20 protein-coding genes and 1 tRNA gene are annotated in these 21,357 nt (G+C 71.0%); 9 read left to right on the forward strand and 12 right to left on the reverse strand.

The features are described 5' to 3' along the window. Nucleotides 1–2 precede the first annotated feature (2 nt). On the reverse strand, nucleotides 3–1,910 hold the full coding sequence (locus tag T8T98_RS01815; protein WP_251104267.1) for a cellulose biosynthesis cyclic di-GMP-binding regulatory protein BcsB: 1,908 nt from the start codon (nucleotides 1,908–1,910) through the stop codon (nucleotides 3–5). A 206-nt stretch (nucleotides 1,911–2,116) separates the two neighbouring features. Here T8T98_RS01815 and T8T98_RS01820 point away from each other — a divergent pair, with 206 nt between their 5' ends. The 3 genes from T8T98_RS01820 (at nucleotide 2,117) to T8T98_RS01830 (ending at nucleotide 6,457) form a co-directional block, all read left to right on the forward strand. After that, nucleotides 2,117–4,540, forward strand: a complete 2,424-nt coding sequence (locus tag T8T98_RS01820) for a PAS domain-containing protein (protein ID WP_322295793.1) — start codon at nucleotides 2,117–2,119, stop codon at nucleotides 4,538–4,540. Between the two features lie 100 nt (nucleotides 4,541–4,640). Then, nucleotides 4,641–4,961, forward strand: a complete 321-nt coding sequence (locus T8T98_RS01825) for a hypothetical protein (protein ID WP_251104265.1) — start codon at nucleotides 4,641–4,643, stop codon at nucleotides 4,959–4,961. Beyond that, nucleotides 4,958–6,457 (forward strand): methyl-accepting chemotaxis protein, encoded by a 1,500-nt coding sequence (locus T8T98_RS01830; protein WP_251104264.1) that lies wholly within the window; start codon nucleotides 4,958–4,960, stop codon nucleotides 6,455–6,457. The genes T8T98_RS01825 and T8T98_RS01830 overlap by 4 nt, the downstream gene beginning before the upstream one ends. Nucleotides 6,458–6,500: 43 nt before the next feature. On the opposite strand, the gene T8T98_RS01835 is transcribed toward T8T98_RS01830, so the two are convergent. Beyond that, nucleotides 6,501–6,592: transfer RNA gene (locus T8T98_RS01835), tRNA-Ser, on the reverse strand. Nucleotides 6,593–6,821: 229 nt separating this feature from the next. Between T8T98_RS01835 and T8T98_RS01840 the strand changes: the two genes are divergently transcribed. Together T8T98_RS01840 and T8T98_RS01845 are read left to right on the forward strand one after the other, a co-directional pair. Next, nucleotides 6,822–7,673 (forward strand): DUF1134 domain-containing protein, encoded by an 852-nt coding sequence (locus T8T98_RS01840; RefSeq protein ID WP_251104263.1) that lies wholly within the window; start codon nucleotides 6,822–6,824, stop codon nucleotides 7,671–7,673. Nucleotides 7,674–7,763: 90 nt separating this feature from the next. Continuing rightward, a complete protein-coding gene (locus T8T98_RS01845; protein WP_251104262.1) occupies nucleotides 7,764–8,939 on the forward strand; it encodes an amino acid aminotransferase in 1,176 nt (391 codons plus the stop codon). An 80-nt stretch (nucleotides 8,940–9,019) separates the two neighbouring features. On the opposite strand, the gene T8T98_RS01850 is transcribed toward T8T98_RS01845, so the two are convergent. From T8T98_RS01850 to T8T98_RS01885, 8 genes are all read right to left on the reverse strand, one after another. After that, nucleotides 9,020–9,505, reverse strand: a complete 486-nt coding sequence (locus T8T98_RS01850) for a hypothetical protein (protein WP_251104261.1) — start codon at nucleotides 9,503–9,505, stop codon at nucleotides 9,020–9,022. A 137-nt stretch (nucleotides 9,506–9,642) separates the two neighbouring features. Continuing rightward, the gene (locus T8T98_RS01855; protein ID WP_251104260.1) at nucleotides 9,643–12,012 is read right to left on the reverse strand and encodes a TonB-dependent receptor domain-containing protein; all 2,370 of its coding nucleotides are present in this window, start codon (nucleotides 12,010–12,012) and stop codon (nucleotides 9,643–9,645) included. A 208-nt stretch (nucleotides 12,013–12,220) separates the two neighbouring features. Beyond that, complete coding sequence (locus tag T8T98_RS01860) at nucleotides 12,221–12,838, reverse strand: riboflavin synthase (RefSeq protein ID WP_251104259.1); 618 nt, start codon at nucleotides 12,836–12,838, stop codon at nucleotides 12,221–12,223. 5 nt (nucleotides 12,839–12,843) lie between these two features. Continuing rightward, nucleotides 12,844–13,869, reverse strand: coding sequence for a bifunctional diaminohydroxyphosphoribosylaminopyrimidine deaminase/5-amino-6-(5-phosphoribosylamino)uracil reductase RibD (gene ribD, locus T8T98_RS01865; protein ID WP_251104258.1), 1,026 nt, complete (start codon nucleotides 13,867–13,869; stop codon nucleotides 12,844–12,846). Beyond that, on the reverse strand, nucleotides 13,850–14,299 hold the full coding sequence (locus T8T98_RS01870) for a hypothetical protein (RefSeq protein WP_160731950.1): 450 nt from the start codon (nucleotides 14,297–14,299) through the stop codon (nucleotides 13,850–13,852). Before T8T98_RS01870 ends, ribD begins: the two co-directional genes overlap by 20 nt. A 63-nt stretch (nucleotides 14,300–14,362) precedes the next feature. Then, the gene (locus tag T8T98_RS01875) at nucleotides 14,363–15,088 is read right to left on the reverse strand and encodes a M48 family metallopeptidase (protein ID WP_251104257.1); all 726 of its coding nucleotides are present in this window, start codon (nucleotides 15,086–15,088) and stop codon (nucleotides 14,363–14,365) included. Continuing rightward, the gene (locus T8T98_RS01880; RefSeq protein WP_160731952.1) at nucleotides 15,085–15,528 is read right to left on the reverse strand and encodes a YcgN family cysteine cluster protein; all 444 of its coding nucleotides are present in this window, start codon (nucleotides 15,526–15,528) and stop codon (nucleotides 15,085–15,087) included. The genes T8T98_RS01875 and T8T98_RS01880 overlap by 4 nt, the downstream gene beginning before the upstream one ends. Beyond that, nucleotides 15,516–16,109: an SCO family protein gene (locus T8T98_RS01885; protein ID WP_251104256.1), complete on the reverse strand. Its 594-nt coding sequence runs from the start codon at nucleotides 16,107–16,109 to the stop codon at nucleotides 15,516–15,518. Before T8T98_RS01885 ends, T8T98_RS01880 begins: the two co-directional genes overlap by 13 nt. 136 nt (nucleotides 16,110–16,245) lie before the next feature. Here T8T98_RS01885 and T8T98_RS01890 point away from each other — a divergent pair, with 136 nt between their 5' ends. Genes T8T98_RS01890 through feoB form a run of 4 tightly spaced genes read left to right on the forward strand, consistent with a single transcriptional unit; the run spans nucleotide 16,246 to nucleotide 19,723 of the window. Continuing rightward, nucleotides 16,246–16,863 (forward strand): ankyrin repeat domain-containing protein, encoded by a 618-nt coding sequence (locus T8T98_RS01890; RefSeq protein ID WP_237486629.1) that lies wholly within the window; start codon nucleotides 16,246–16,248, stop codon nucleotides 16,861–16,863. 10 nt (nucleotides 16,864–16,873) lie between these two features. Beyond that, nucleotides 16,874–17,551 carry a COQ9 family protein gene (locus T8T98_RS01895; protein ID WP_251104255.1) on the forward strand — a complete coding sequence of 226 codons (678 nt, stop codon included), beginning with the start codon at nucleotides 16,874–16,876 and terminating at the stop codon, nucleotides 17,549–17,551. A 55-nt stretch (nucleotides 17,552–17,606) separates the two neighbouring features. Further along, nucleotides 17,607–17,846 (forward strand): FeoA family protein, encoded by a 240-nt coding sequence (locus T8T98_RS01900; protein ID WP_251104254.1) that lies wholly within the window; start codon nucleotides 17,607–17,609, stop codon nucleotides 17,844–17,846. Continuing rightward, on the forward strand, nucleotides 17,843–19,723 hold the full coding sequence (gene feoB, locus T8T98_RS01905) for a ferrous iron transporter B (RefSeq protein WP_251104253.1): 1,881 nt from the start codon (nucleotides 17,843–17,845) through the stop codon (nucleotides 19,721–19,723). Before T8T98_RS01900 ends, feoB begins: the two co-directional genes overlap by 4 nt. Nucleotides 19,724–19,763: 40 nt before the next feature. Here feoB and T8T98_RS01910 read toward each other — a convergent pair whose 3' ends face one another. Both T8T98_RS01910 and T8T98_RS01915 read right to left on the reverse strand, forming a co-directional pair. Next, nucleotides 19,764–20,576 (reverse strand): SDR family NAD(P)-dependent oxidoreductase, encoded by an 813-nt coding sequence (locus tag T8T98_RS01910; RefSeq protein ID WP_251104252.1) that lies wholly within the window; start codon nucleotides 20,574–20,576, stop codon nucleotides 19,764–19,766. Then, on the reverse strand, nucleotides 20,573–21,337 hold the full coding sequence (locus T8T98_RS01915; RefSeq protein ID WP_251104251.1) for an SDR family NAD(P)-dependent oxidoreductase: 765 nt from the start codon (nucleotides 21,335–21,337) through the stop codon (nucleotides 20,573–20,575). Before T8T98_RS01915 ends, T8T98_RS01910 begins: the two co-directional genes overlap by 4 nt. Between the last annotated feature and the right edge of the window lie 20 nt (nucleotides 21,338–21,357).

A 21,357-nucleotide genomic window follows, 5' to 3' on the forward strand; every position in this document is an offset into this window, starting at 1 on the left:
CGTCAGCCCTTGGCCTTGTTCGACGCAATCACCCGGCGCAGCAGGTAGACGAAGCCAAGCGTCAGCAGGACCCAGCCGAAGCCGATCAACCATAGGCGGTAGCGCTGGAGGAACTGGGCGAAGGAGCTTTCATCGGGGTAGCGGATGTCGATCAGCCGCTCGCGCGCGTCGTGGAACGCGAACGCGATCTGGTCGCCGGCGAGGAAGGCGGCATTGCCATATCCAAGCACCGGCGGTTCCTCACTGGCGCCGAGCGCGGCGAAGTCGGCCCCGGGGCGTATCCACAGGACCGGGCGGCCACCCTGTTCCAGAATCTGCACCGTGGTCAGGTTCTCGATCGCCTCGCGGTCGAGGATGGTCCGGCCGTCCTCGCCCGCGATGGCGATCGCGCCCCGGTCGAACCGCACGATCGGCTCGGTGCCTGCAGGGGCCTGCGCGCCGACATAGACCACCGGCCCCGCGTCGGGGATGGCGTCGTAGGAAACGCCGACCGCGCCTTCGCCGCTGACGAGCGGACCCAGCAGTGCGGCCGCCGGACCGAGGGCGGCGGCATCGGGCATGACCAGCGTGAACCCGTCATTCAGAGCGGATGGCAGGTCGGAGAAATCGTCCGGCGCTTCGGCGGGGCCGAGTTCGATTCGGCTCGAAGGCAGGAGTTGCGCCGGGTATCCCTGCGGCGCGTACTTGCAGTCGCCGCTCGCGGTCTGCCGGACGACGCTGACATCCAGGCTGTTCTGCGTGTTCGCCAGGCCATCGGGCAGGTCGACCGCGATTTGCGTCCGGCCGTCTTCCTCCGCCTCGGCGCTGGCGAGCAGGACGCCGTTGAACAGCACCGCGATGACCGGCGGCGAGGCGCCGCCGTCCTCGGCCACGGCGACGTCGAGCACGAGGCCGGTCATGCGCTGTCCGGCCGGAATGGCCGAGGCGTGAATGGGCACGTTCCACTCGCCCCGATCGGAAATGGCCTGCACCGAAGTGTCGGCGCCGAGGTCGGCGATCGTCAGGCCGCGCGCTGCGCTGCGCGCATCGCGCCCCGCAGCGGCGAGGCTGGGCGCGGCGGCGACGGCTTTCCAGTCGCTGCGCAACAGGCGGGCTCCGGCGACCGGGTCCTCTCCGCCCAGGTCGAGCGCCGGCCGTCCTCCGTCCATTCGCACCGCCATTGCCGGCGCCGCCGGCCCGGCGAAGCCGACGCGCGCGACCTGCCAGCCGTTCCCCTGCGTGCCCCCGCGCGGCGGCGATCCGGCAAGGCGCGCATCGCCGCCGCCGAGCATCAGCGTGAGGGCGGCGGCGGCCTGTCGGGCGCTGGCCCCGTCGGGCAGCGACAGGTCGAGCGCGGCAGGCATGGCCGCCGCCAGCGTGGAGACGCGCCGCAGGCTGCCGCCGTCGAACCGGGCTTGCAGCCCGCCGTCGCCGGCAAAGGCGAGATAGGCGCCGGAAAGGCGCTGGTCGACGCAGCGATCCTCGGTAATCGCGCCCGAGTAGATGATCCGCGCCGCGAGGTAGCCCCGGTCCGCGAGCGCGGGATCGACCGGGATGTCGATCACCCCCTGCGACGGGCCTTGCGGCAGGGCGGCAGTATACTGGGTGCGTCCGCCGATCTCTATCGCCACCGATCGCCGGCTGCCGAAAGCGGAATCGGCGCGATAGGGCAGGACCAGCCGCAGCTCTTCCACTTCCGCGCCTGCGGGTACCGGGAAATAGAGGTCGCGCGCGCCCGAAAGGCCGGCGATTTCGAAGCCGCTTTCGAAACCGAGTTCACGCAGCGTGATCGTGCGCGCGACGGACGGGGCCGGCTCGTCGGTGGCGGCCGCCACAGTCGGGGCGATTGGCGCCCCGACTTGTGCCGACGCCGCGGCCGACGCCGCCATGGCCGCTGCCGCGACGGCCCCCAGGAATGCGTGTCTCGTCATGGAAATGCCCTGGCTCGCTTTGCATCCTGCCGGCGCTGGCCGGCGTCGTTCACACGACAGAAGCGCAAAACTATCGGCCAAGTTCAAGCCAGTGGGGCGAACTTTCCGCAGGTGCGCGACGTGCAGTGTATAGCGCGCGAGGGGCGGGATTGTGCCCGGATCGGCTTTCTTGCATACCCGTTGGGCAGCCCCCGTCGCACGACACGTTGAGCAGGGTTATCATCGCTATGGACGTTCTCTCGGTCCTGCTGGGCCTCGTTCTGGGGATGGTCGTCATGGGTGCGGTGGCGGCCGTCTGGCTGCGTTCGCGCGCCGCTGCGGACCGGGCGCGGGAGGACGCGCCGCCTTCCGCCGTCGCCCCGGCCATGCCGAGCCCCGCGGTCGAAGACGGGATCTTCGCCGGCCTGGCCGATGCCGTGCCCGACATGGTCGTCGTCGTCGGCCCCGACCGGGTCCGCCGCTATATCAGCCCCGCGTGCCAGTGGCTTCTTGGGTATCGGCCGGAGGAGATGATCGGCCAGTCGCCGATCAACGGCATCCATCCCGACGATCGCGCCGCGACGATGGAAGCAAGCGAGAAGCTGCTCCAGGGCAAGGTGCCGAGCGTGCTTTCGACTTATCGCCATCGCCATGCCGACGGGCACTACGTCTGGCTGGAAGCGAACTTCACCGCCCGCCACACGGACGCGGGCGAACTGCGCGATTTCGTCGGCGTCGTGCGCGACATCGGCGCGCGGCGGCGCGACAAGCTGCGCGATACGGAGCGCAACGCCCAGCTGCGCGAGAACAACCGGCTGCTGCAGATGGCGGAGAAGATCGCCAATATCGGCCACTGGCGCGTCGACGTGCAGGAAGGGACGCTGATCTGGTCGGACCAGGTCTATCGCATCCATGGAATGCCCAACGATTTCGTCCCTAACGTCGAGCAGGGGATCGACTTCTATCACGAAGAAGACCGGCCGATGGTGACCGAGATGGTCGAGAAGGCCTTTGCCGAAGGGAAGGATTTCCAGTTCCGCGCGCGCATCGTGCGTCCCGATGGGGAGATCCGCCACGTGGCCAGCGTCGGCCATGCCGAAACCTCGCCCACGGGCGAAGTCATCACCGTCTTCGGCGTGTTCAAGGACATTACCCAGACCGTGATGGCGGAGGAACGCCTGCGCCGGTCGCGCGACGAGGCGGAGCGTGCATCGCAGGCCAAGGCGCACTTCCTCGCCAACATGAGCCACGAGATCCGCACCCCGATGAACGGGGTGATCGGCTTTGCCGATCTCCTGCTCGAAAGCGACCTCGCCGACGAGCACCGCGAATATGTCCGCATGATCTCGGATTCGGGCAAGGCGATGCTGCGCCTGCTCAACGAATTGCTCGACCTTTCCAAGATCGAGGCGGGGCGGATGCAGCTGTCGCGCGAATCGGTCGATTTCGGGCACCTCGTGCGCAGCAGCGTGCGCCTGTTCGAACCCAATGCCCGGGCCAAGGGCCTGGCGCTCGAAACCGACATCGCGCCCGACCTGCCCGAAGGGGTGGGCGACAAGCTGCGCGTGCGGCAGATCATTCTCAACCTCGTCGGCAACGCGATCAAGTTCACCGAAAGCGGGTCGGTCCGGATCGAGGCGTGCGAGGAAGACGGCGTGGTCGTCATCCGGGTGATCGACACCGGGCCGGGGATCGCGCAGGATAAGCTGGCCTATATCTTCGAGGAGTTCACGCAGCTCGATGGACAGGCGCCGGGCACGGCGGCCGGCACCGGAACCGGGCTGGGCCTCGCCATCGCGCGCCAGCTGGCCGAGCTGATGGACGGTGAACTGGTCGCCCGCAGCGCGCTCGGCCGCGGCTCGACGTTCGAACTGCGCCTTCCGCTTGTCAGGTGCGACGCGGGCGTCGCGCCCGAGCCGGCGGCGAAGGACGCGGCCTCCTTCCGGCGGACGCTGGCCGGCCGCCGGGTGCTCCTGGCCGAAGACGCGGAGATCAACCGCAAGCTGGTGATCGCCATGCTCGCGCGCCTCGGCGTCGCGGTCGAGGTTGCCGAGGACGGGAAGGAGGCGGTCGAGCAGGTCGAGGGGGCGAAGGCCCGCGGGCAGCTGTTCGATGCGGTGCTGATGGACATGCAGATGCCCGGGATGGACGGGCTCGAGGCGACGCGCCTGCTGCGCGCGCGCGGCGTCTCAGGGGAGGAACTGCCGATCATCGCGATCACCGCCAATGCCTATGCCGACGACGTGGAACAGTGCCTCGAGGCCGGGATGCAGGACCACCTGGCCAAGCCGATCTCGATCGAGCGGCTCGGCCGGTCGCTCGAAAAATGGCTGGTGCGCGACGACGGCGCGTCCGCGCCCGCCGAGAATGGCGAAGGGCAGGACATCGACGATGCCCGCCGGATGTACGAGCGGCGCAAGGCGGACTTGCGAGCCTTGGTCGAATCGCTCGACGAAGGGCGCCTGGCCGATAGCGAGCAGGGCCGCGAACTGCGCGAGCAGCTGCATGTCATGGCCGGGGTGGCGGCCCATTTCGGAGACGGCGAACTGGGCGATCTCGCCCGGCGGATCGATCGCAATCTCAAGGACGGGACCGACCGCGAAAGGCTGGCGCGGGACCTCGCCGACCTGCGCGGCCGGCTAGCGCGCTAGGCGCGCCCGCGTCCGCGGCGGTCCGCGCCGGGACGAAAGATGCGCCCGCGGCGCGGCCAGAGTTAACCGCGGTTAAACCATATCGCCGCAAGGGGCGGGCATGACCCGATCGCGCCTCCTTCCTGCCGGTGCCGTGCCGCGCATCCTTTCTGTCGTGACGATGCCGGTGTGGATCCCGGTCGTCGTTCTCGCGGTGATCCTCGCCCCGCCCGCCGAAGGGGAGATGCTGCTCGTTCCCCTGACCGAGGAGGGCTCGCGCTCGCTGGTCGCAGCGCTCGGCGACCGCTCGACCCGCCTGATCGCCGCCGGGCCGATTCCCGGCTCGCTCGTGCTGCGCGGTCCGCGCCGCTCGATCTGGGACCGCGTGGGCGGCAAGGGCGTGCTCGTCCTCGGCGTGCCGGACATGGGGTGTTCGGCATGAGCGCGGTGGTGACGGAGGAGCTGCGCACGCTGCGCGAACGCGGGGTGCGGTGGCTGACGCTGGCCGGGTGGGCGGCGAGCTTCGCGTTCCTGCTCGTGGCGCTGTGGTCGGGCGACTATGCATGGCAGGCGCTGTTGGCGAGCGCTCTCGTCAACGTCCCGCCCAGCATCCTCGCGCTGCAGCGCCGCTCCGACGCCGTGGCCCGGCTCGCGGTGGGCCTGATGGCCGCTTCGCAACCGGCCCTGCTGCTCTACGCCACGCGTGGGTCGGAATGGCAGATCGACATGCACATGTACTTCTTCGTCGCGCTGGCGAGCCTGACCGTGCTGTGCGACTTGCGGCCGATCATGGCCGCCGCGGCGGCGATCGCGCTGCATCACCTCCTCCTGGCGATGATCGCGCCCGCCTGGGTCTTTTCCGGCGGGGGCGGCATCCCGCGCGTGCTCGTCCACGCGCTCGCGGTCGTCCTCCAGGCCGCCATCCTCGGCGCGATCGCGCGCAGCCTGACCCGCACGCTCGTGCAGTCGGCGCTCGCGCGCGGGAAGGCGCAGGAAGCGCTGGCGGCGAGCCGCAGCGAACGCGCGCGGCGCGAGGCGCTCGAACGCGCGCAGGCGGAAGGGCGGCGCGCGGAACTGGCCGAGATCGGGCAGGCGTTCGAGGACACCGTCTCGCGCGTGACGGCGGCGGTGGCGACGACCGCCGGCGTGCTCGACGAGACGACGAAGGAACTGGACCGGGTCGCGCGCGACACCGGCAGCGGCGCCGACGGGGCGGCGCAGGCGGCCGCCGCGGCCTCCAGGGCGGTGGCCTTCGTCGCCGACCACATCGCGGACCTTTCGTCCTCGATCGCCAGCATCGCGGTCACCGCCTCGCAGCAGGACACCCTGGCCAACGAGGCGCAGGGGCAGTCGCAGTCCGGCGGGCACTCGGTCACCCGGCTCGCCGAGTACTCTGCCGATATCGGCGACGTCACCCGCGCGATCACCGAAGTTGCCGACCAGACCAACATGCTGGCCCTGAACGCCACGATCGAGGCCGTGCGCGGCGGCGAGAGCGGGCGCGGGTTCGCCGTCGTGGCGCAGGAAGTGAAGACCCTGGCGCGCCAGGCGGCGGACGCGACCGGCGAGATCGAGGCCCTGCTCAACCGTCTCCGCGACGGGTCGCACGACGCGGCAAGCCACTTCTCGCAGATCAGCCTCTCGGTGCGCGAACTGGCCGCCGCCGCGACCGCGATCAGCCACGACGTCGACCGGCAGCGGGTGCTTTCGGCCGATATCGAGGTCAACGCCCGCCAGGCGGCGGCGGAGACCGGGCAGATGGCGGCGCGAAGCGACGAGCTGGCCCGCAGCGCCCGGCTGACGCAGCGGCTTTCGACCGATCTCAAGTCGGCCTCTGCCACGCTGGTCCGCAATGTCGGCGAGCTCGACCGGTCGGCGAGGGACTTCCTCCAGCGTCTCGACCGCGCAGCAAGCGACCACCGCCCGGCAAGCGCCTGAAGCGACGGGAGCCGCGATGAGGAGGGGGGAAGGGCCGGCCCGGTGGCGGAGACGGAGGGATTCGAACCCTCGATACCCGTTACCAGGTATGGCTCCTTAGCAGGGAGCTGGTTTCAGCCACTCACCCACGTCTCCGCATGCCCGGGGGCCGTGCGAGGGGCGCGCTATAACGGCCCGGGCCTGCCCCTGCAAGCCGCCTGTCGCGGCGCGTGGCCGCGGGGCGTGCGAAGGCCCGTTCCGACTCGTTTCGCCGTGTTTTCGATTCGCTTCGTCGCCGGTTCATTGCCGCTTCAGCCGCGAAGGATTCTGTTCGCGCGTGGACAGGTCCGCGTCGCGGGCCCGCATTTCGAGCCAGGAGGGGCCCATGCAGATCATCGCCACAATCCGCGGCACGTTCGCGGCGCTGGCCGGGGCCGCCGCACTTGCCGCGGCGCCGCTCGCCGCGCAGACGATCGAGACGTTCGATCCCGATACCGCCATCGACGGGGACCTGATGGAACGGCCCGGCGACCAGCCGGTCTATGCCGAACCGCAGCCCACGCCCGATACGGCCGCGACCGGGCCCGGCGACGACGCGGTTACCTATTCGCCGACCCCGCCGGCCGATGCGCCGGTGGCCCCGGCATGGTCGGACCCGTCGGCCGCCACCGCCCCCGCCGCCGCAACGGCCCCGGGCATCGGCCCTGTGTCCCCGGCGGCCCGGGCCGGAAGCCCGCAAGTCGCCGCCGCCAGCGACACCTACAAGGAAGACGACCTGATCGGCGCGGCCGAAGGGGTCTTCGGCAAGGGGGCCGAGGGCGTGGCGCGGATGATCGAGGACCTGCTGGAGAAGCAGGGCGAACCCAATGCCTATATCGTCGGGCGCGAGGCGGGCGGAGCCTTCGTGGTCGGCGCGCGCTACGGCTCGGGCACGCTCTACCACAAGGTCGAGGGCCAGCGCCCGGTCTACTGGACCGGCCCGTCGATCGGGTTCGACGTGGGCGCCAACGCGGGCAATACCTTCGTCCTCGTCTACAACCTCTACGACAGCGAGGAGCTCTACGAACGCTACCCCGCGGGCGAGGGGCAGGCCTACGTCGTCGGCGGCCTCACCGCCTCCTACCTGCGCAAGGGCGACGTCGTGCTGATCCCGATCCGCGTCGGCGCCGGGCTGCGGCTGGGGGTCAACGCCGGGTACATGAAGTTCTCCAAGAAGCAGCGCTGGTTGCCCTTCTAGGCGCGCGATTAGAAAATCTGCGCCGTTCCCCCGGGGCCGTAGCGGGATTTCCTGTTGCGGCCCCGCGCGCGTCTGGGCATGGCGCTGGCCATGCTCGACAGACTCGAACCCCAATCGCCCGACGCGCTGCTCGCGCTGATCAAGCTCTATGCCGACGACGAGCGGAGCGACAAGATCGACCTCGGCGTGGGCGTCTATCGCACCGGGCAGGGCGACACCCCGGTCTTCGCCGCGATCAAGCAGGCCGAGGCGCGCCTGGTCGAGGAGCAGGATTCGAAGTCCTACCTCGGCCCCGAAGGCGACATGGGCTTCGTCCACGCGCTGATGCCCTATGCCTTCGGCAAGGACGCGGCGATGGGCGGCCGCCTGGCCGGGATGCAGACCCCGGGCGGCACCGGGGGCGTGCGGCTGGCCGTGGCGCTGGCGCGCCGCGCGGGCGTGGGCCGGGTCCACCTGGGCACGCCCTCGTGGCCCAACCACGCGCAGATCCTGGCCGACGTCGGGGTCGAGACGGCGACGTTCCCCCATGCCCGGGCCGACGGCACGGCCGATGCCGACGCCCTGCTGTCGGTGATTCGCGGGGCGAAGGCGGGCGATGCCGTGCTGGTCCACGGCTGCTGCCACAACCCGACCGGGATCGACTATTCGCCCGAGGAATGGGACGCGATCGCCGAGGCGTTCGCCGAGGGCGCGGCGCTGCCGATCCTCGATCTCGCCTACCAGGGGCTGGGGCAGGGGATCGAGGAAGACGCCTATGGCCTGCGCCGGGTGCTCGCCGCCGTGCCCGAGGCGCTGGTCGCCTATAGCTGCGACAAGAACTTCGGCATGTACCGCGACCGGGTCGGCGCGCTTTACGTCCTCGCCGCCGATGCCGGCCAGCTCCCGGCGATCCAGTCGAACCTCAACGCGCTCGCGCGCGCTTCGTGGTCGATGCCGCCCGATCACGGCGGCGCGGCGGTGCGCGTGGTCCTGCGCGACGACGGGCTGACCCGGCTGTGGCTGGACGAGCTGGAAACGATGCGCGCGCGGATGCGCGAAGTGCGCGAATCGCTCGCCGCCGCCGGCACCGCCGGTTCGGTGGACCTCGCCCCGCTGGCGCACCAGAACGGCCTGTTCTCCACCCTCCCGGTGACGAAGGAGCAGGTCGAGCGGCTGCGGAAAGAGCACGCGATCTACATGGCCGGATCGGGCCGGATCAACGTCGCCGGCCTGCACCAGGGCAATATCGACAAGTTCGTGAAGGCCCTGGCCGACGTGACCGGCTGACGCGGCGGCGCGCGCCGCCCGCCGGCCGTTACGCTCGACGCGGCACTTGAACGCGTGACCTTTCGCGCGCGGGCCGGCCGTCACGACGGGTCGGCCCGCGCCCGGTCGAGCCGCGCGAGCAGCCGCAAGAGCGCGCTATTGTCGGGTTTTCGCATCAGCCCGACGAACCGCCCGCGGTAGATCCGCACTTGCCACAGCCCGGTCCCGACGCGCCAGCCGAGTTCCTCGTTCGTGACCTTTCGCGGCCTCTTTCCGGGCGCCGCGGTCGGGTGTGACTTTCCGCGCGCCTGCGCCCCCGCCGGCCTGCCCAGCGCGGCGTCCCAGGCACGCGCGAAACTTTCGGCACAGGGCCGCTCGCGCAGGCGATAGGCGGTTTCGCGCGCCATCGAAACGCGCCGGGCCGCCTCGGTCACCGAGCGGGTTTCCGCCAGGAATCCGATGAAACGCGCCTGCCGCTCGGGCGTCCAGCCATCGGCGCGCTGGCGCGTGGGCACCGCGTGGAACAGTGGAATGCGCCCGCGCGGGCGAACCCAGCGGCGCGGCGGGGAAGGGAAATAACGCTTCATCCCGCAGGATAAGGCACAGGCGCCCGCCTGTAGGAAAGTGTTTTCGCGCCTCGACCGCAACCTCGACCGCGAGGCAGGGCGCGACACCGATGGCGGCGGACGACGCGGCCCCCTGCCGCGCCGCCCACCGTCAGCCATCAGAAGCTGTGCCGCAGCCCCAGCACGACGCTGCGCCCGCGCAGCGGCGACTGGTCCTTGACGAACGAGGTGTGCACATAGGCAAGCTGGTTCGTCAGGTTGGTGCCGCGGGCATAGACTTCCAGCTCGCCGCCGCCCGGAATTTCGAAGCGATAGGCGAACGTGGCGTTGAGCATGCCGTAGCCATCGGTCGGCGTTTCGTAGAGCGCGACCTTTTCCTGCGCGAACGTGTGGTAATACTCGATATCGGCGCTGAGCGGGCCGCCCGCGAGGTCGAGCCGCGCGCCCAGCCGGCCCGGGGGGATGCGGGGCAGGTTGTCGTCCGACGCATCGAGGTCGACGTCCACCTCCTCGCTCGTCAGGTCGGTGCCGACATAGTCGCCGAACACGGTGACGCGCACTTCGGGCGAAAAGGCATAGCTGACCTGCCCGTCGATACCGGTGAAGCTGGCATCGGACGCGGTGTAGAGCAGGTAGTGGTGCGGGACGCCGGTTTCGGTCTCGGTCTCCACCAGCCGGGCGAAGATGTAATCGTCCACGTCCTGGTGGAACAGGCCCACTTCGAATTCCAGCGGGCCGCCCGCCTTGCGGAAGGTGAGGTTGACCGTCTTCGCGGTTTCCATGACGTCGGTGCGCGATTCGGGGAAATACATCGACGCGCGCGAACTTTGCGCCAGGCCCACCTCGTAGCTGTTGGTCGCGAGGTTGTTGCCATAGGCATAGAGCTCGCGGACATTGGGCGCGCGTTCGGTGCGGGCCAGCGACAGCGCCGCGGAATAGCCGTTCGCGATGTTCCACGTCGCCCCGATCGAGGCCGAGAACGGGTTGTGCTGCGAATCCGGGCTGTCCTCGTGATAGGCCTCGATCCGGCGTTCGCGCATGACGTTTTTCCAGTCGGGCCCGTAAAGGGGCTCGAAAATGCGGTCAAAGATCGCTTCACGCTCCGGGTCGACCCAGAAGTAAAGTTCCGGCGTCGGAAGCGTTATCTCGCGCCAGTCCTTGCGCGCTGCCAGTTCGATGTCGACCGGGCCGAAGGATCGCCTTTCGACAAGAAACAGTCCGATATTCTCGGTGACGTATTCGAACGGTGGCAGAAAGCCGATTGCCAGGGCGTCGTCGGGCCCCGGTCCGACCTGGTGAAGGTCGCTGACGTTGAGGCCGGAGAAAGTTCCGTCGGTATATTGCAGGCCCAGCGTGCCGGTGAAACCGAACAGTGGCTTGTGCGTCAGCTCGATCCGGCCATCCCAGACCTCGTTCGTGTAGCGGCTGAACAGGGCCGGCCCGTCGATCTCCGAATGGACATAATCGGTGTACGAACCGCGCAGGCGGATATTGGCGATGCCGGGCAGCAGGTCGGCGAAATCGCCGCGCAGGTCCACGCGCTCGCTTTTCAGGTCGATATAGGCGGTGTGGTCGTCGGGCGAACCGAACGGGTCCTCGTAATCGCCGTGCGCGGCGCAGTGCAGGTCGCGGCCGTGGGTATGGCACACGCCGTTCAGATGGCTGTGTCCCGGCAGGCCGTATTCGGCCTCGTTGCGGGTGTAGGACGCACCGATATAGCCGCTGTCGGTGATCCACGAGGCACCGAAGGCATAGCTCGAACTTTCGCCGAAGGAATCGCGCAGCCTGTCGGTTCCGAAGGCGTCGGGCACCTCGTAGTTCTCGCGGTCGGAATAGGAGCCTTCGGCGTGGAAGGCGATCGGGCCGATGGCCGCGGTGACGCGCCCGGCGGTGGTCATTTCCTGGTCGCCGGTGCCGTAACGCAATTCGTACGCGCCGGCGATGCCGCCATCGGGCAGGGCCTTGGGCACTTTGCCGTCGATCAGGTTGATCGCGCCGTTGACCGCGCTGCCGCCGTAACGGATCGCGGCAGGGCCGCGCTGGATCTCGATCGCGTCGAGCAGGAGCGGATCGGTCACGATCGCGTGGTCGGGGGAGACGGAGGCGACGTCGAACAGGTCGGCCCCGTCGGTCAGGATCGCGATCCGCGGCATCGTCTGCCCGCGAATGACGGGGCGCGAGGCGCCGGCGCCGAAATTGTCCATGTGCACGCCCGGCAACCCGTCCAGCGTTTCGCCCAGCGTGCCGCGCCGGCGGTGGGCCAGTTCGTCGCCCGACAGGACCTGGACCGGCAGCGGCTGGGTCGCCTGGTCGCTGCCGAGCGAACGGCCGGTGACGACGATATCGGCGCGCGCGGTGCGGGCCCCGGCGGTTCCGGTGGCCGCTTCTTCAGCCGTTTCTTCAGCCGTATCCGCGTCCGCATCTTCGGTCGTGTCCGCGGCCAGGGCGCTCGCCGGGGCAAGCAGCGCGATCGCGGCGGCCGTGGCCAGCCAGCGCCCGCGTGCGGGGGAGGAAATCGGGAATGTCATGCTGTCGGTAACCCCTTGTCCGTAGGAAGGCCGCGCGGCGAACGCGCGTTGCGGCCTGCGCGGGCCCGATAGGCAATGATATACTGTATCGTCAAGCGAAGTCGGTCCGGGGGCGGCGCGACCGGGCGCAAACCCGCGAGGCCGCGCCCGCGGCCGGTGCGGAGGGGGCGTGTGCGGGGAAGCCGGGTTCGGAGAAGTTCGCGGCGCGTTAGCGCTGGAGGCTCTGCATCCGCTTGAGATAGCGCGCGAGCACGTCGATCTCGAGGTTGACCTGGTCCCCTTCGCCAAGCGCGCCGAGCGTGGTCACTTCGGCCGTGTGCGGAATCACGTTGAGCAGGAAATCGCAGGCCCCGTCGTCGCGGTCGCGCACGTCGTTGACGGTCAGCGAGACGCCGTCGACGGTGATCGATCCCTTGGGCGCGACGAAGGGTGCGAAGGCGGCGCTGGTGCGGATCGCGATCAGCGTCGATCCGCCTTCCGCGCGCGCCAGCCGGACTTCGCCGACGGTGTCGACGTGTCCGGTGACGATGTGGCCGCCCAGCTCGTCGCCCAGCCGCAGCGCGGTTTCCAGGTTGAGGCGGCGGCCCTCGCTCCACATGCCGGGCACCGTGCGCGAGACGGTTTCGCCCGAAACGTCCACCGCGAACCAGGCCTTGCCCGGCTCGCCCCCGCGCTCGACAACCGTCAGGCAGACGCCCGAACAGGCGATCGATGCCCCGATCGCGACCTGCGCCGGGTCGTAGGGGCAGGCCACTTTCAGCCGCAGGTCGCCGCCTTCGCGGACATCCTCGATCGTGCCGATGGCGCTGACTATACCGGTGAACATTGTCGCTAATCCCCGTCTTGCGGCTGGCCTTGCCCCTGCCGCCGATAGGCTTCGAACGTGTCGCTGCCAAGCTGCCGGCGTTCGGCGAGGCGCCAGCGGCCGTGCGCGGCGGCGAGCGAGGCGAGGCCGATGTCGCCGATCGCCCCCGCGCCCCCGCCGACGACGATCGGCGCGCGGTAGAGCTCGATCCGGTCGACCAGGTCGGCGGCGAGGAAGGCCGCCGCGGCCCCGGCCCCGCCTTCGACGTAGAGGTACTGCACCGCCTCCAGCCCCGCGATCGCCGCGGGCGCGGGCAGGGTCTCGACCCCCGGCGCGGCGATACTGCGCGAGAGGACGAGGCGGCGCGGGCTGCGCGCTTCCAGCCCCGGCAGGCGCACGTCGAGCCGCGGGGCGTCGGCGCGCCAGGTCCCGCCGCCGACCAGGATCGCGTCGGCCATCGCGCGGCGCGAATGGACATGGGCGCGCGCGGCCGGCCCGGTGATCCAGCGGCTCTCCCCGCCGGCGGTGGCGATCGCCCCGTCGAGCGAGGTGGCGAGCTTGAGGGTGACGTGCGGGCGGCCATGTTCGGCCTGCGCGAGATAGCCGGCGAGGCTCGCGCGGGAGGCCGGGCAATCGTGCAGGGCGACCGCGATCCCGGCCGCGCCGAGCCGCTCGATCCCGCGCCCGCGCGTGCGCTCGTCCGGGTCGCGCTGGCCCACCACGACCCGCGCGGGACGCGCCTCGACCAGCAGGTCCGAACAGGCCGGACCGCGCCCGGCGCGATGGGCGCAGGGTTCCAGCGTGACATAGACGCTCGCCCCGCGCGCGGACTCGCCCGCCTCGGCCAGCGCCACCGCCTCGGCATGGGGGCGGCCGCCGGGGCGGGTCCAGCCGCGCCCGACGACGATTCCGTCGCGCACGACCAGGCACCCGACTGCCGGGTTGGGCCGGCTCAGCGGGCGGCCGCGCGCGGCCAGCCGGGCGGCCGCCGCCAGCCAGCGGGCATCGTCTGCCCGCTCGGGCGCGCCGGCCTTATTCGGCGCGTTCGGCAATCGAATCGCCGGCCATCGCCGCGCGGCGGGCGGCCTCGGCCGCTTCCTCGCGCGCGCGTTCCTCGGCGGCCTCGCGCTCGATCCGCTCGACGTCCATCCCCGCCGCGCGGCCGAACGTGCGGTAGATCTCGCGCCGCAGCTCCTCGCGCTCGGCCCGCTCGGCCGCCAGCGCCTCCTGCCGTTCCTGGTTGGCGCGGTTGGAGGCGGCGATCTCCTCGTCGGTGCGCCCCGGCGCGAAAGTGGTGATGTACGTGACCTCGGGCCGTTCGGGCGGCAGGTAGTACCGTTCCTGCATCACCCAGAACAGCAGGCTGCCGGTCATCAGCATCGACAGGCCGAGGATCGGCCAGCGATAGGGCTGCGGACGGCGGATATAGGCCCAGAAGTCGCCGACGCCTTCGGCGGGATTGAGGCGGCTGATAAGTCGCATGGCGCCAAGATAGGCGTTCGCCGGCCCGAGTGCCAGTGCCGCGATCGCGCGCGCCGCGATCGGTCAGCCGAACGGGGCGTAGAGCGTGCGGCCGCGCTCGTTCAGCCAGCGGTCGGCGGCGGCGAGATCGCCGTCGTAGATCCGTTCGAGCGCCGCCTTGAACGCCGGCCCGTGGTCGAAATGGAGCAAGTGGGCGACTTCGTGCGCGACGACCGAGCGGCGCACCGCGTCGGGCGCCATGACCAGCCGCCAGTTGATCCGCACCGTCCCGTCGCTGGCGCAGCTGCCCCAGCGCCGCCGCGCGCGCGACAGGCGCAGCGCGGGCCGCGGCACACCGGCGGCGGCGGCAAAATCGGCCAGGTCCGCCGCCATCAGGCGCAGGCCTTCCCCCTCCAGCCAGCGGGCGAGGCGCGCGGCGAGGTGCCGCTGCGGCCCGCCGACGGCGATCGTCTCGTCGACGAGATGCGGCCCGCGCGGGCCCTCGGCCGACCAGGCGATCGCCAGCGCCCGCCCGCGGTAGGGCAGGCGGCCGCCGGGGCGCGGCGGATCGGGGGCGGGGACCTTGGCCAGTTGCGCCGCCAGCCATTCGGCGCGCGAGCGGGCGAAGGCCAGCGCCTCGGCCGTCCGGCCCCAGCGCGGCAGGGTGACGCGCACCGCGTCGCCCGCGGGCGCGAGGCGCAGCGTCATGCGCCGGGCGCGCGGGTGGCGCACGACGATCACCGGCAGGCGCCGCTCGCCCAGCGCGATCTCGGGCGCCTCGCGCGGTTCGCGGCGGAGCCAGTCGATCACGGCGCGTCCCAGTCCACGATATGGTGTTCGAGCGGCCCGGCCTCGCGCTCGCTGATGACCCGTCCGGCGACCGAGGCCCCGGCGCGGTGCACCGCCTCGCGGTCGCCGGTCAGCAGGTGGTGCCATTCGGGCAGCGGCCGGCCCGCCGCCCGGCGGCGGTAGGCGCAGGTTTCGGGCAGCCATTCGACCTCGTCCACGATCTTCAGCGTCAGGCGCAGGCAATCGGGCACGTAGGCCTTGCGATGGCGATAGTCGCTGCAGCGCGCGGTATCGGTGTCGAGAAGCTTGCAGGCGACATTGGTATCGGCGATCTCGCCGCTGTCGGCATCCTCGATCTTGTGCAGGCAGCAGCGGCCGCAGCCGTCGCACAGGCTTTCCCACTCCTCGCGCGAGAGATCCGCCAGCGGCAGTTCCCAGAAACGGTCCCTCAGCGCACCCACCGGTCCAGTTCCGCGGCAATCGCATCCGCGCCTTCCGATGTCGGCAGGATCGCCACCGGCGCGCCGTCGGGGGCGAAGAGATAGGCGATGTTCGAATGATTCATGTCGTAGGCGCCGCCTTCGCCTTCGCGCCCGCGCGAGAAATAGACGCCGAAGGCCCTGGCGGTCTGCGCGATCTCGTCCTCGCTGCCGGTCAGCGCGACCAGCCGCGGGTGGAAGTTGGAAGCGAACTGGGCCAGCGTGTCGGGCGTGTCGCGCGCCGGGTCGATCGTGATGAAGATCGGCTGGACCCCGGCCCCGCGCTGCGGGTTGGCGTCTTCGAACTGCATCAGCCCCTGCGACAGGCGCTGGACATCGGTGGGGCAGATGTCGGGGCAGTAGGTATAGCCGAAATAGACGATCCGCCACTGCCCCTCGTAATCCGCCCAGCGATGGACCGCGCCGTCCTGTCCGGTGAGCGCGAAAGGCCCGCCGATCGCCGCGCCGTGGAGCGGGGCCGATTCGAGCGTGGGCTGGCTGTCGCAGGCGGTCAGCGCGAGCGTCCCGGCAAGGGCGAGGGCCGCGCGGCGGAGGGAGGGCATGATGGGGAGAGGCATGGCGCGCCGCTTCATGCTCTGCTAATCGCCGTTCGGCAAGGGGGCGCCATGCCCCCGGATCGCGGCCCCGCCCAGACGTGGCGGCCCGCACGGACGAAACGCGATGAAAGGTAGGACAGGCATGGCCCGCGCCCTCTTGCGCAAGGCGATCGCGACCACCGGCCTCGCGGCCGCGCTCTTCACGGCGCCCGCCGCGGCCCAGATGATGTCGGAAGGCTACGAGTTCCTGAAGGCCGTGCGCGACCGCGACGGGACTGCGGTGACCGAGGCGCTGAGCCAGCCCGGATCGGTCGTCGTCAACGCGCGCGACATCACCAGCGGCGAAAGCGCGCTGCATATCGTGACCGAGCGGCGCGACGCGGTGTGGATCCGGTTCCTGACGCAGAAAGGCGCCAATCCGAACGTGCGCGACAAGCGCGGCAACAGCCCGCTCTCGCTCGCGGTCAGCCTCGGTTTCGTCGAAGGGGCGAAGGAACTGATCGAGGCCGGCGCGCGGGTCGACGAGACCAACGCCACCGGCGAGACGCCGCTGATCGTGGCGATCCACCGGCGCGACACGGCGATGGTCGAAACCCTGCTGGAGAACGGCGCGAGCCCCGACCGGACCGACAATTCCGGCCGCTCCGCGCGAGACTATGCCGCGATGCCCGGCACCGACCCGCGGATCGCGAAGGCGATCGCCGATGCCGATGCCCGTCGCGGCGACGACGGCGGCGCCACCTACGGGCCGCGGTTCTGAGGCGCGCGCGATGACCGGCCCGACGCCCCCGCTGCCCGAAGACCCGACTCTGGACGAGCTGCGCCTCACGCTGGCCCCGGCCGTGGCCGACGCGGTCGTGTTCGATGGCTGGAGCGAGGCGGCGGTGCGCGCCGCGGCGGAGATCGAGGGGGTGGACCCGGACGTGGCCGCGCTCGCCTATCCCGGCGGGGCGATGGACATGATCGCGGCGTGGATAGAATCGGTGGACCTGGCGATGATCGCCGCGCTGCCCGCCGAACGCCTCGCCGAAATGAAGATCCGCGACCGGATCGCCGGCCTCGTGCTCGCCCGGCTCGACGCGATGCGCGGGCGGGAAGAGGCGCTGCGCCGCGCGCTGGCGGTGCTGGCGATGCCGCAGAACGCGGCCCGCGCGCTGCAGCTCGGCTGGCGCACGGCGGACATCATGTGGCGCCGCGCGGGCGACACCGCGACCGATTACAACCACTATACCAAGCGCACGATGCTGGGCGCGATCTACGGCGCGACGCTGAGCGTCTTCGTCGACGACGAGAGCGAGGGCAAGCGTGAGACGCGCGCCTTCCTCGATCGCCGGATCGCCGGGATCATGCGGTTCGAAAAGGCCAAGGCCCGCCTGCTGGGCGGGGGCGAGCGCGATGGGTTCAACGTCGCCCGCTTCCTCGGCCGCCTGCGTTACCCGGCGCGTTGACCGCCCTATTGATAATGCGTTGCAAAGTGCGCCTGCATCCCATAGCGCGCGCAGCATGACGCTCGACCAGCTCGATCGCGGCCAGCGTGCGACCGTCGTCGCGGTGGACTGGGCCAGCCTCGCCCCCGAGGATGCCAAGCGCCTGCGGGCCATGGGCCTCGACGAAGGGGCCAGCGTGTCGCTGGCCCATCGCGGGATGTTCGGCGGGGGCGATCCGCTGGCGGTGACGGTCGGCCGGATGACGGTCGCCCTGCGCCGCGCCCATGCCGCCGCGATGCAGGTGGAACGGGCATGAGCCGCCAGCGCACGGCCGCGCTGGTCGGCAATCCCAACGCGGGCAAGAGCGCGCTGTTCAACGCGCTGACCGGCGCGCGCCAGAAGATCGCCAACTATCCGGGCGTGACCGTGGAGCGCAAGGCGGGGCGGCTGATCCTGCCCTCGGGCGAGCCGGTCGAAGTGATCGACCTGCCCGGTTCCTATTCGTTCGACGCCGCCAGCCCCGACGAGGAAGTGACGCGCAAGGTCGTCCACGGCGAGTTCGAGGGGGAGGCCCTGCCCGAAGTCCTCGTGCTCGTGCTCGACGCGGCCAACCTCGAACAGCACCTCGTCTTCGCGCAGGAAGTGATCGCGCTCGGCCGGCCGACGGTCGTGGCGCTGAACATGGTCGATCTCGCCGAACGCGACGGGCTGACGCTCGACCCCGCGGCCCTGTCGCAGGCGCTGGGCGTACCGGTGATCCCCACGGTCGCCGTGCGCCGCCGCGGGCTGGACGAACTGGCCGCGGCGATCGCGCGCGCCGGCGATCGCGGGGCCGATGAGGGCGGGGCCGGCGGGGGCGAGGCCGGCGAAGCTGCCCGGGCCCGGCAGGACATGACCCTGCCCGAAAGGCGCCTGGCCGCGCGGCACATGGCGCGTGCGGCGGTGCTTTCCGAAACCGCCCGGCGCCGGCTCCACGCCGGGCTCGACAAGGTCCTGCTCCATCCCTGGCTCGGCGTGCCGATCCTCTTCGCGCTGCTGTTCGTCATGTTCCAGGCCGTCTTCGCCTGGGCGACGCCCTTCGCCGACGGGCTGGAAGCCGGCGTGGCCGCGGTTTCCGAATGGGTCGTCGCCACTTTCCCGGGCGGTTTCCTGCGCGACCTGGTGACCGAGGGGGTGCTGGCCGGGGTCGGGTCGGTGGTCGTCTTCCTGCCGCAGATCGTGATCCTCTTCGCCTTCATCCTGGTGATGGAGGCGAGCGGCTACATGGCGCGGGCGGCCTATATCATGGACCGGCTGATGGCCCGCGTGGGCCTGTCGGGCAAGAGCTTCATCCCCCTGCTGTCGAGCTTCGCCTGCGCGATTCCGGGGATCATGGCGACGCGCAGCATCGCCGATCCGCAAGACCGGCTGACGACGATCCTCGTCGCCCCGCTGATGACCTGTTCGGCGCGCCTGCCGGTCTATGCCCTGATCATCGCGGCGGTGATCCCCAACACCACGGTCGGGCCGGGCGTGGGGCTGCAGGGGCTCGTGCTCTTCGCGCTCTACGTCGCCGGGATCTTCGGCGCGATGGCGGCTGCCCTCCTGCTGCGCCGCACGGTGGCGCAGGGCGCGGCGAGCGGCTTCATCATGGAAATGCCGCGTTACCAGATGCCGCGCCTGCGCGATCTCGCGATCGGGCTGTGGCAACGCGCCTGGGTGTTCCTGCGGCGGGCCGGCACGATCATCTTCGTCGCCACGATCGCGCTGTGGGTCCTGCTGACGTTCCCCAAGGCCGACCCGGGCGAAAGCCAGGTGGAGGCATCGTTCGCGGGCACGATCGCGACCGGGGTCCACGCCGTGGTCGAGCCGATCGGCTTCAACCGCGAGATGGCGCTGGCGCTGGTGCCGGCGATGGCCGCGCGCGAAGTGGCGGTCTCCTCGCTCGCGACGACATATGCGGTGGCCTCCGAAGACGAGGAGCAGACCGCGATGGCGCTGGAGGAGGAAGTGGCCGCGCGCTGGAGCCTGCCGACCGCGCTCGCCTTCCTCGCCTGGTTCGTCTTCGCGCCGCAGTGCCTTTCGACCATCGCGGTCGCCCGGCGCGAGACGAACGGCTGGAAATGGCCGATGTTCATGGTCGGCTACCTCTTCGCGCTCGCTTACGTCTTCGCCGGGGCGACTTACTGGATCGCGGTCGCCGCCGGGCTCTAGGCCGGTTGTCGCCGTCCCCGCACGACGCGGCCCAGGTTCCTCAGGAGCTGGGTCGGTTCGGGTCGCCGGGCGGGCGCGAGGTCGGGTGCGAGCTCGACAGCCCGCCGTCCACGGCCAGCGCCTGCCCGTTGACGTAGCTGGCCTCGTCCGAAAGCAGGAACAGTGCGGCCGCCGCGATCTCTTCCGGCTCGCCTCCGCGCAGCAGCGGGTTGAGCTGCCCGATGCGCCCTTCCTTCCCCGCCGCGCGCGCACTGTCGTAGAGCGGGCGGGTCATGCCGGTCTCGGTCAGGCCGGGAAGGACCGCGTTGATCCGCACCCCGGTGCCGGCGAGCTGCTGCGCCGCCGTCTGCACCAGGTTGATCACCCCGGCCTTGCTCGCCGAATACTGTGCCGGCCCGGCGCCCGACCGCAGGCCCGCGACCGACGCGGTGCAGGCGATCGCGCCCCCGCCGGCGTCGCGGATCGCGGGGGCGGCGTGCTTCACCGCCAGGAACGGGCCGATCAGGTTGACGCGCAGCACCTCGGCCCAGCCGTCGGGCGATGCATCGAAGAACCCGCCGCGTACGCCGCCGGTGATCCCGGCATTGGCGAAGAACAGGTGCAGCGCGCCGAACTCGGCCCCGGCGGCGGCGACCAGCGCCGCAATGTCGTCCTCGCTGCCGGCGTCGCCCGTTCTGGCCAGGGCCTGCCCGCCGCCGGCGCGCACCGCCTCGGCCGTTTCGTGAACGCCCTCGGCCCGATCGAAGGCGACGACGCGCGCGCCCTCGCGGGCGAAGAGCAGCGCGCTCGCCCGGCCAATGCCCGAGGCCGCGCCGGTGACCACCGCGACTTTGCCTTCCAGCCGGCCGCTCATATCGTCGCCCCCCCGTCGACCACGATCATCTGGCCGGTGGTCCAGCGCGCGGCGGGGGCGGCGAGGTAGACCGCGGCCCCGGCGATGTCGCGCGGCTCGCCGATCCGGCGCATGGGCAGGCGCGCCTCGGTCGCGGCCAGGGCCTTGGGATTTTCCCACAGCGCGCGGGCGAAGTCGGTCTTCACCAGCCCCGGGGCGATCGCGTTGACGCGAACGCCATGCTCGCCGTTCTCGACCGCGTAGTTGCGCACGAGCTGGAAGTCCGCCGCCTTGGACACGTTGTAGGCGCCGATCGTCGGCGATCCGCGCAGCCCCCCGATCGAACTGATCACGATCACCGCACCGTCGCCCTTCGCCCGCATGTCGGGCAGGGCGAGCTGGATCAGCCAGTGGTTCGACAGGATATTGTTGTCGAGCACCTTGCGGAACTGTTCGTCGTCGATCGCGTCGAGCGAACCGTAGTGCGGGTTGCTCGCCGCGTTGCACACCAGGATATCGACCGGGCCGAGGCGTTCGCGCGTGCGGGCGAACAGGTCTTCCAGCTGGGCCTTGTCCGAAATGCTCGCGGCGAGCGCCAGCGCGGTCCCCGCGCCGTGCTGCGCGTCGATGGCCGCGGCCACTTCGTCGCAGCTTTCCTGGTTGCGGCTGGAGATCACGACTTTCGCGCCGTGGGCGGCCAGTTCCTCGGCAATGGCGCGGCCGATCCCGCGGCTCGATCCGGTGATGACGGCGACTTTGCCGGTAAGGTCGAATAGCGACATCGCGGTTCCTCTCTTCGCTT

The sequence above is a fragment of the Pelagerythrobacter marinus genome, from assembly GCF_034375205.1.
Taxonomy (GTDB): domain Bacteria; phylum Pseudomonadota; class Alphaproteobacteria; order Sphingomonadales; family Sphingomonadaceae; genus Pelagerythrobacter; species Pelagerythrobacter marinus.

Excerpts from the sequence above, each read along its gene's own strand:
- T8T98_RS01850 (WP_251104261.1), bottom strand. The coding sequence starts at position 9,505 with ATGAAGCGTTATTTCCCTTCCCCGCCGCGCCGCTGGGTTCGCCCGCGC.
- T8T98_RS01900 (WP_251104254.1), top strand. The coding sequence starts at position 17,607 with ATGACGCTCGACCAGCTCGATCGCGGCCAGCGTGCGACCGTCGTCGCG.
- T8T98_RS01845 (WP_251104262.1), top strand. The coding sequence starts at position 7,764 with ATGCTCGACAGACTCGAACCCCAATCGCCCGACGCGCTGCTCGCGCTG.
- T8T98_RS01895 (WP_251104255.1), top strand. The coding sequence starts at position 16,874 with ATGACCGGCCCGACGCCCCCGCTGCCCGAAGACCCGACTCTGGACGAG.
- feoB (WP_251104253.1), top strand. The coding sequence starts at position 17,843 with ATGAGCCGCCAGCGCACGGCCGCGCTGGTCGGCAATCCCAACGCGGGC.
- T8T98_RS01890 (WP_237486629.1), top strand. The coding sequence starts at position 16,246 with ATGGCCCGCGCCCTCTTGCGCAAGGCGATCGCGACCACCGGCCTCGCG.
- T8T98_RS01910 (WP_251104252.1), bottom strand. The coding sequence starts at position 20,576 with ATGAGCGGCCGGCTGGAAGGCAAAGTCGCGGTGGTCACCGGCGCGGCC.
- T8T98_RS01830 (WP_251104264.1), top strand. The coding sequence starts at position 4,958 with ATGAGCGCGGTGGTGACGGAGGAGCTGCGCACGCTGCGCGAACGCGGG.
- T8T98_RS01860 (WP_251104259.1), bottom strand. The coding sequence starts at position 12,838 with ATGTTCACCGGTATAGTCAGCGCCATCGGCACGATCGAGGATGTCCGC.
- T8T98_RS01825 (WP_251104265.1), top strand. The coding sequence starts at position 4,641 with ATGACCCGATCGCGCCTCCTTCCTGCCGGTGCCGTGCCGCGCATCCTT.
- T8T98_RS01840 (WP_251104263.1), top strand. The coding sequence starts at position 6,822 with ATGCAGATCATCGCCACAATCCGCGGCACGTTCGCGGCGCTGGCCGGG.
- T8T98_RS01915 (WP_251104251.1), bottom strand. The coding sequence starts at position 21,337 with ATGTCGCTATTCGACCTTACCGGCAAAGTCGCCGTCATCACCGGATCG.
- T8T98_RS01885 (WP_251104256.1), bottom strand. The coding sequence starts at position 16,109 with ATGCCCTCCCTCCGCCGCGCGGCCCTCGCCCTTGCCGGGACGCTCGCG.
- T8T98_RS01855 (WP_251104260.1), bottom strand. The coding sequence starts at position 12,012 with ATGACATTCCCGATTTCCTCCCCCGCACGCGGGCGCTGGCTGGCCACG.
- T8T98_RS01815 (WP_251104267.1), bottom strand. The coding sequence starts at position 1,910 with ATGACGAGACACGCATTCCTGGGGGCCGTCGCGGCAGCGGCCATGGCG.
- T8T98_RS01870 (WP_160731950.1), bottom strand. The coding sequence starts at position 14,299 with ATGCGACTTATCAGCCGCCTCAATCCCGCCGAAGGCGTCGGCGACTTC.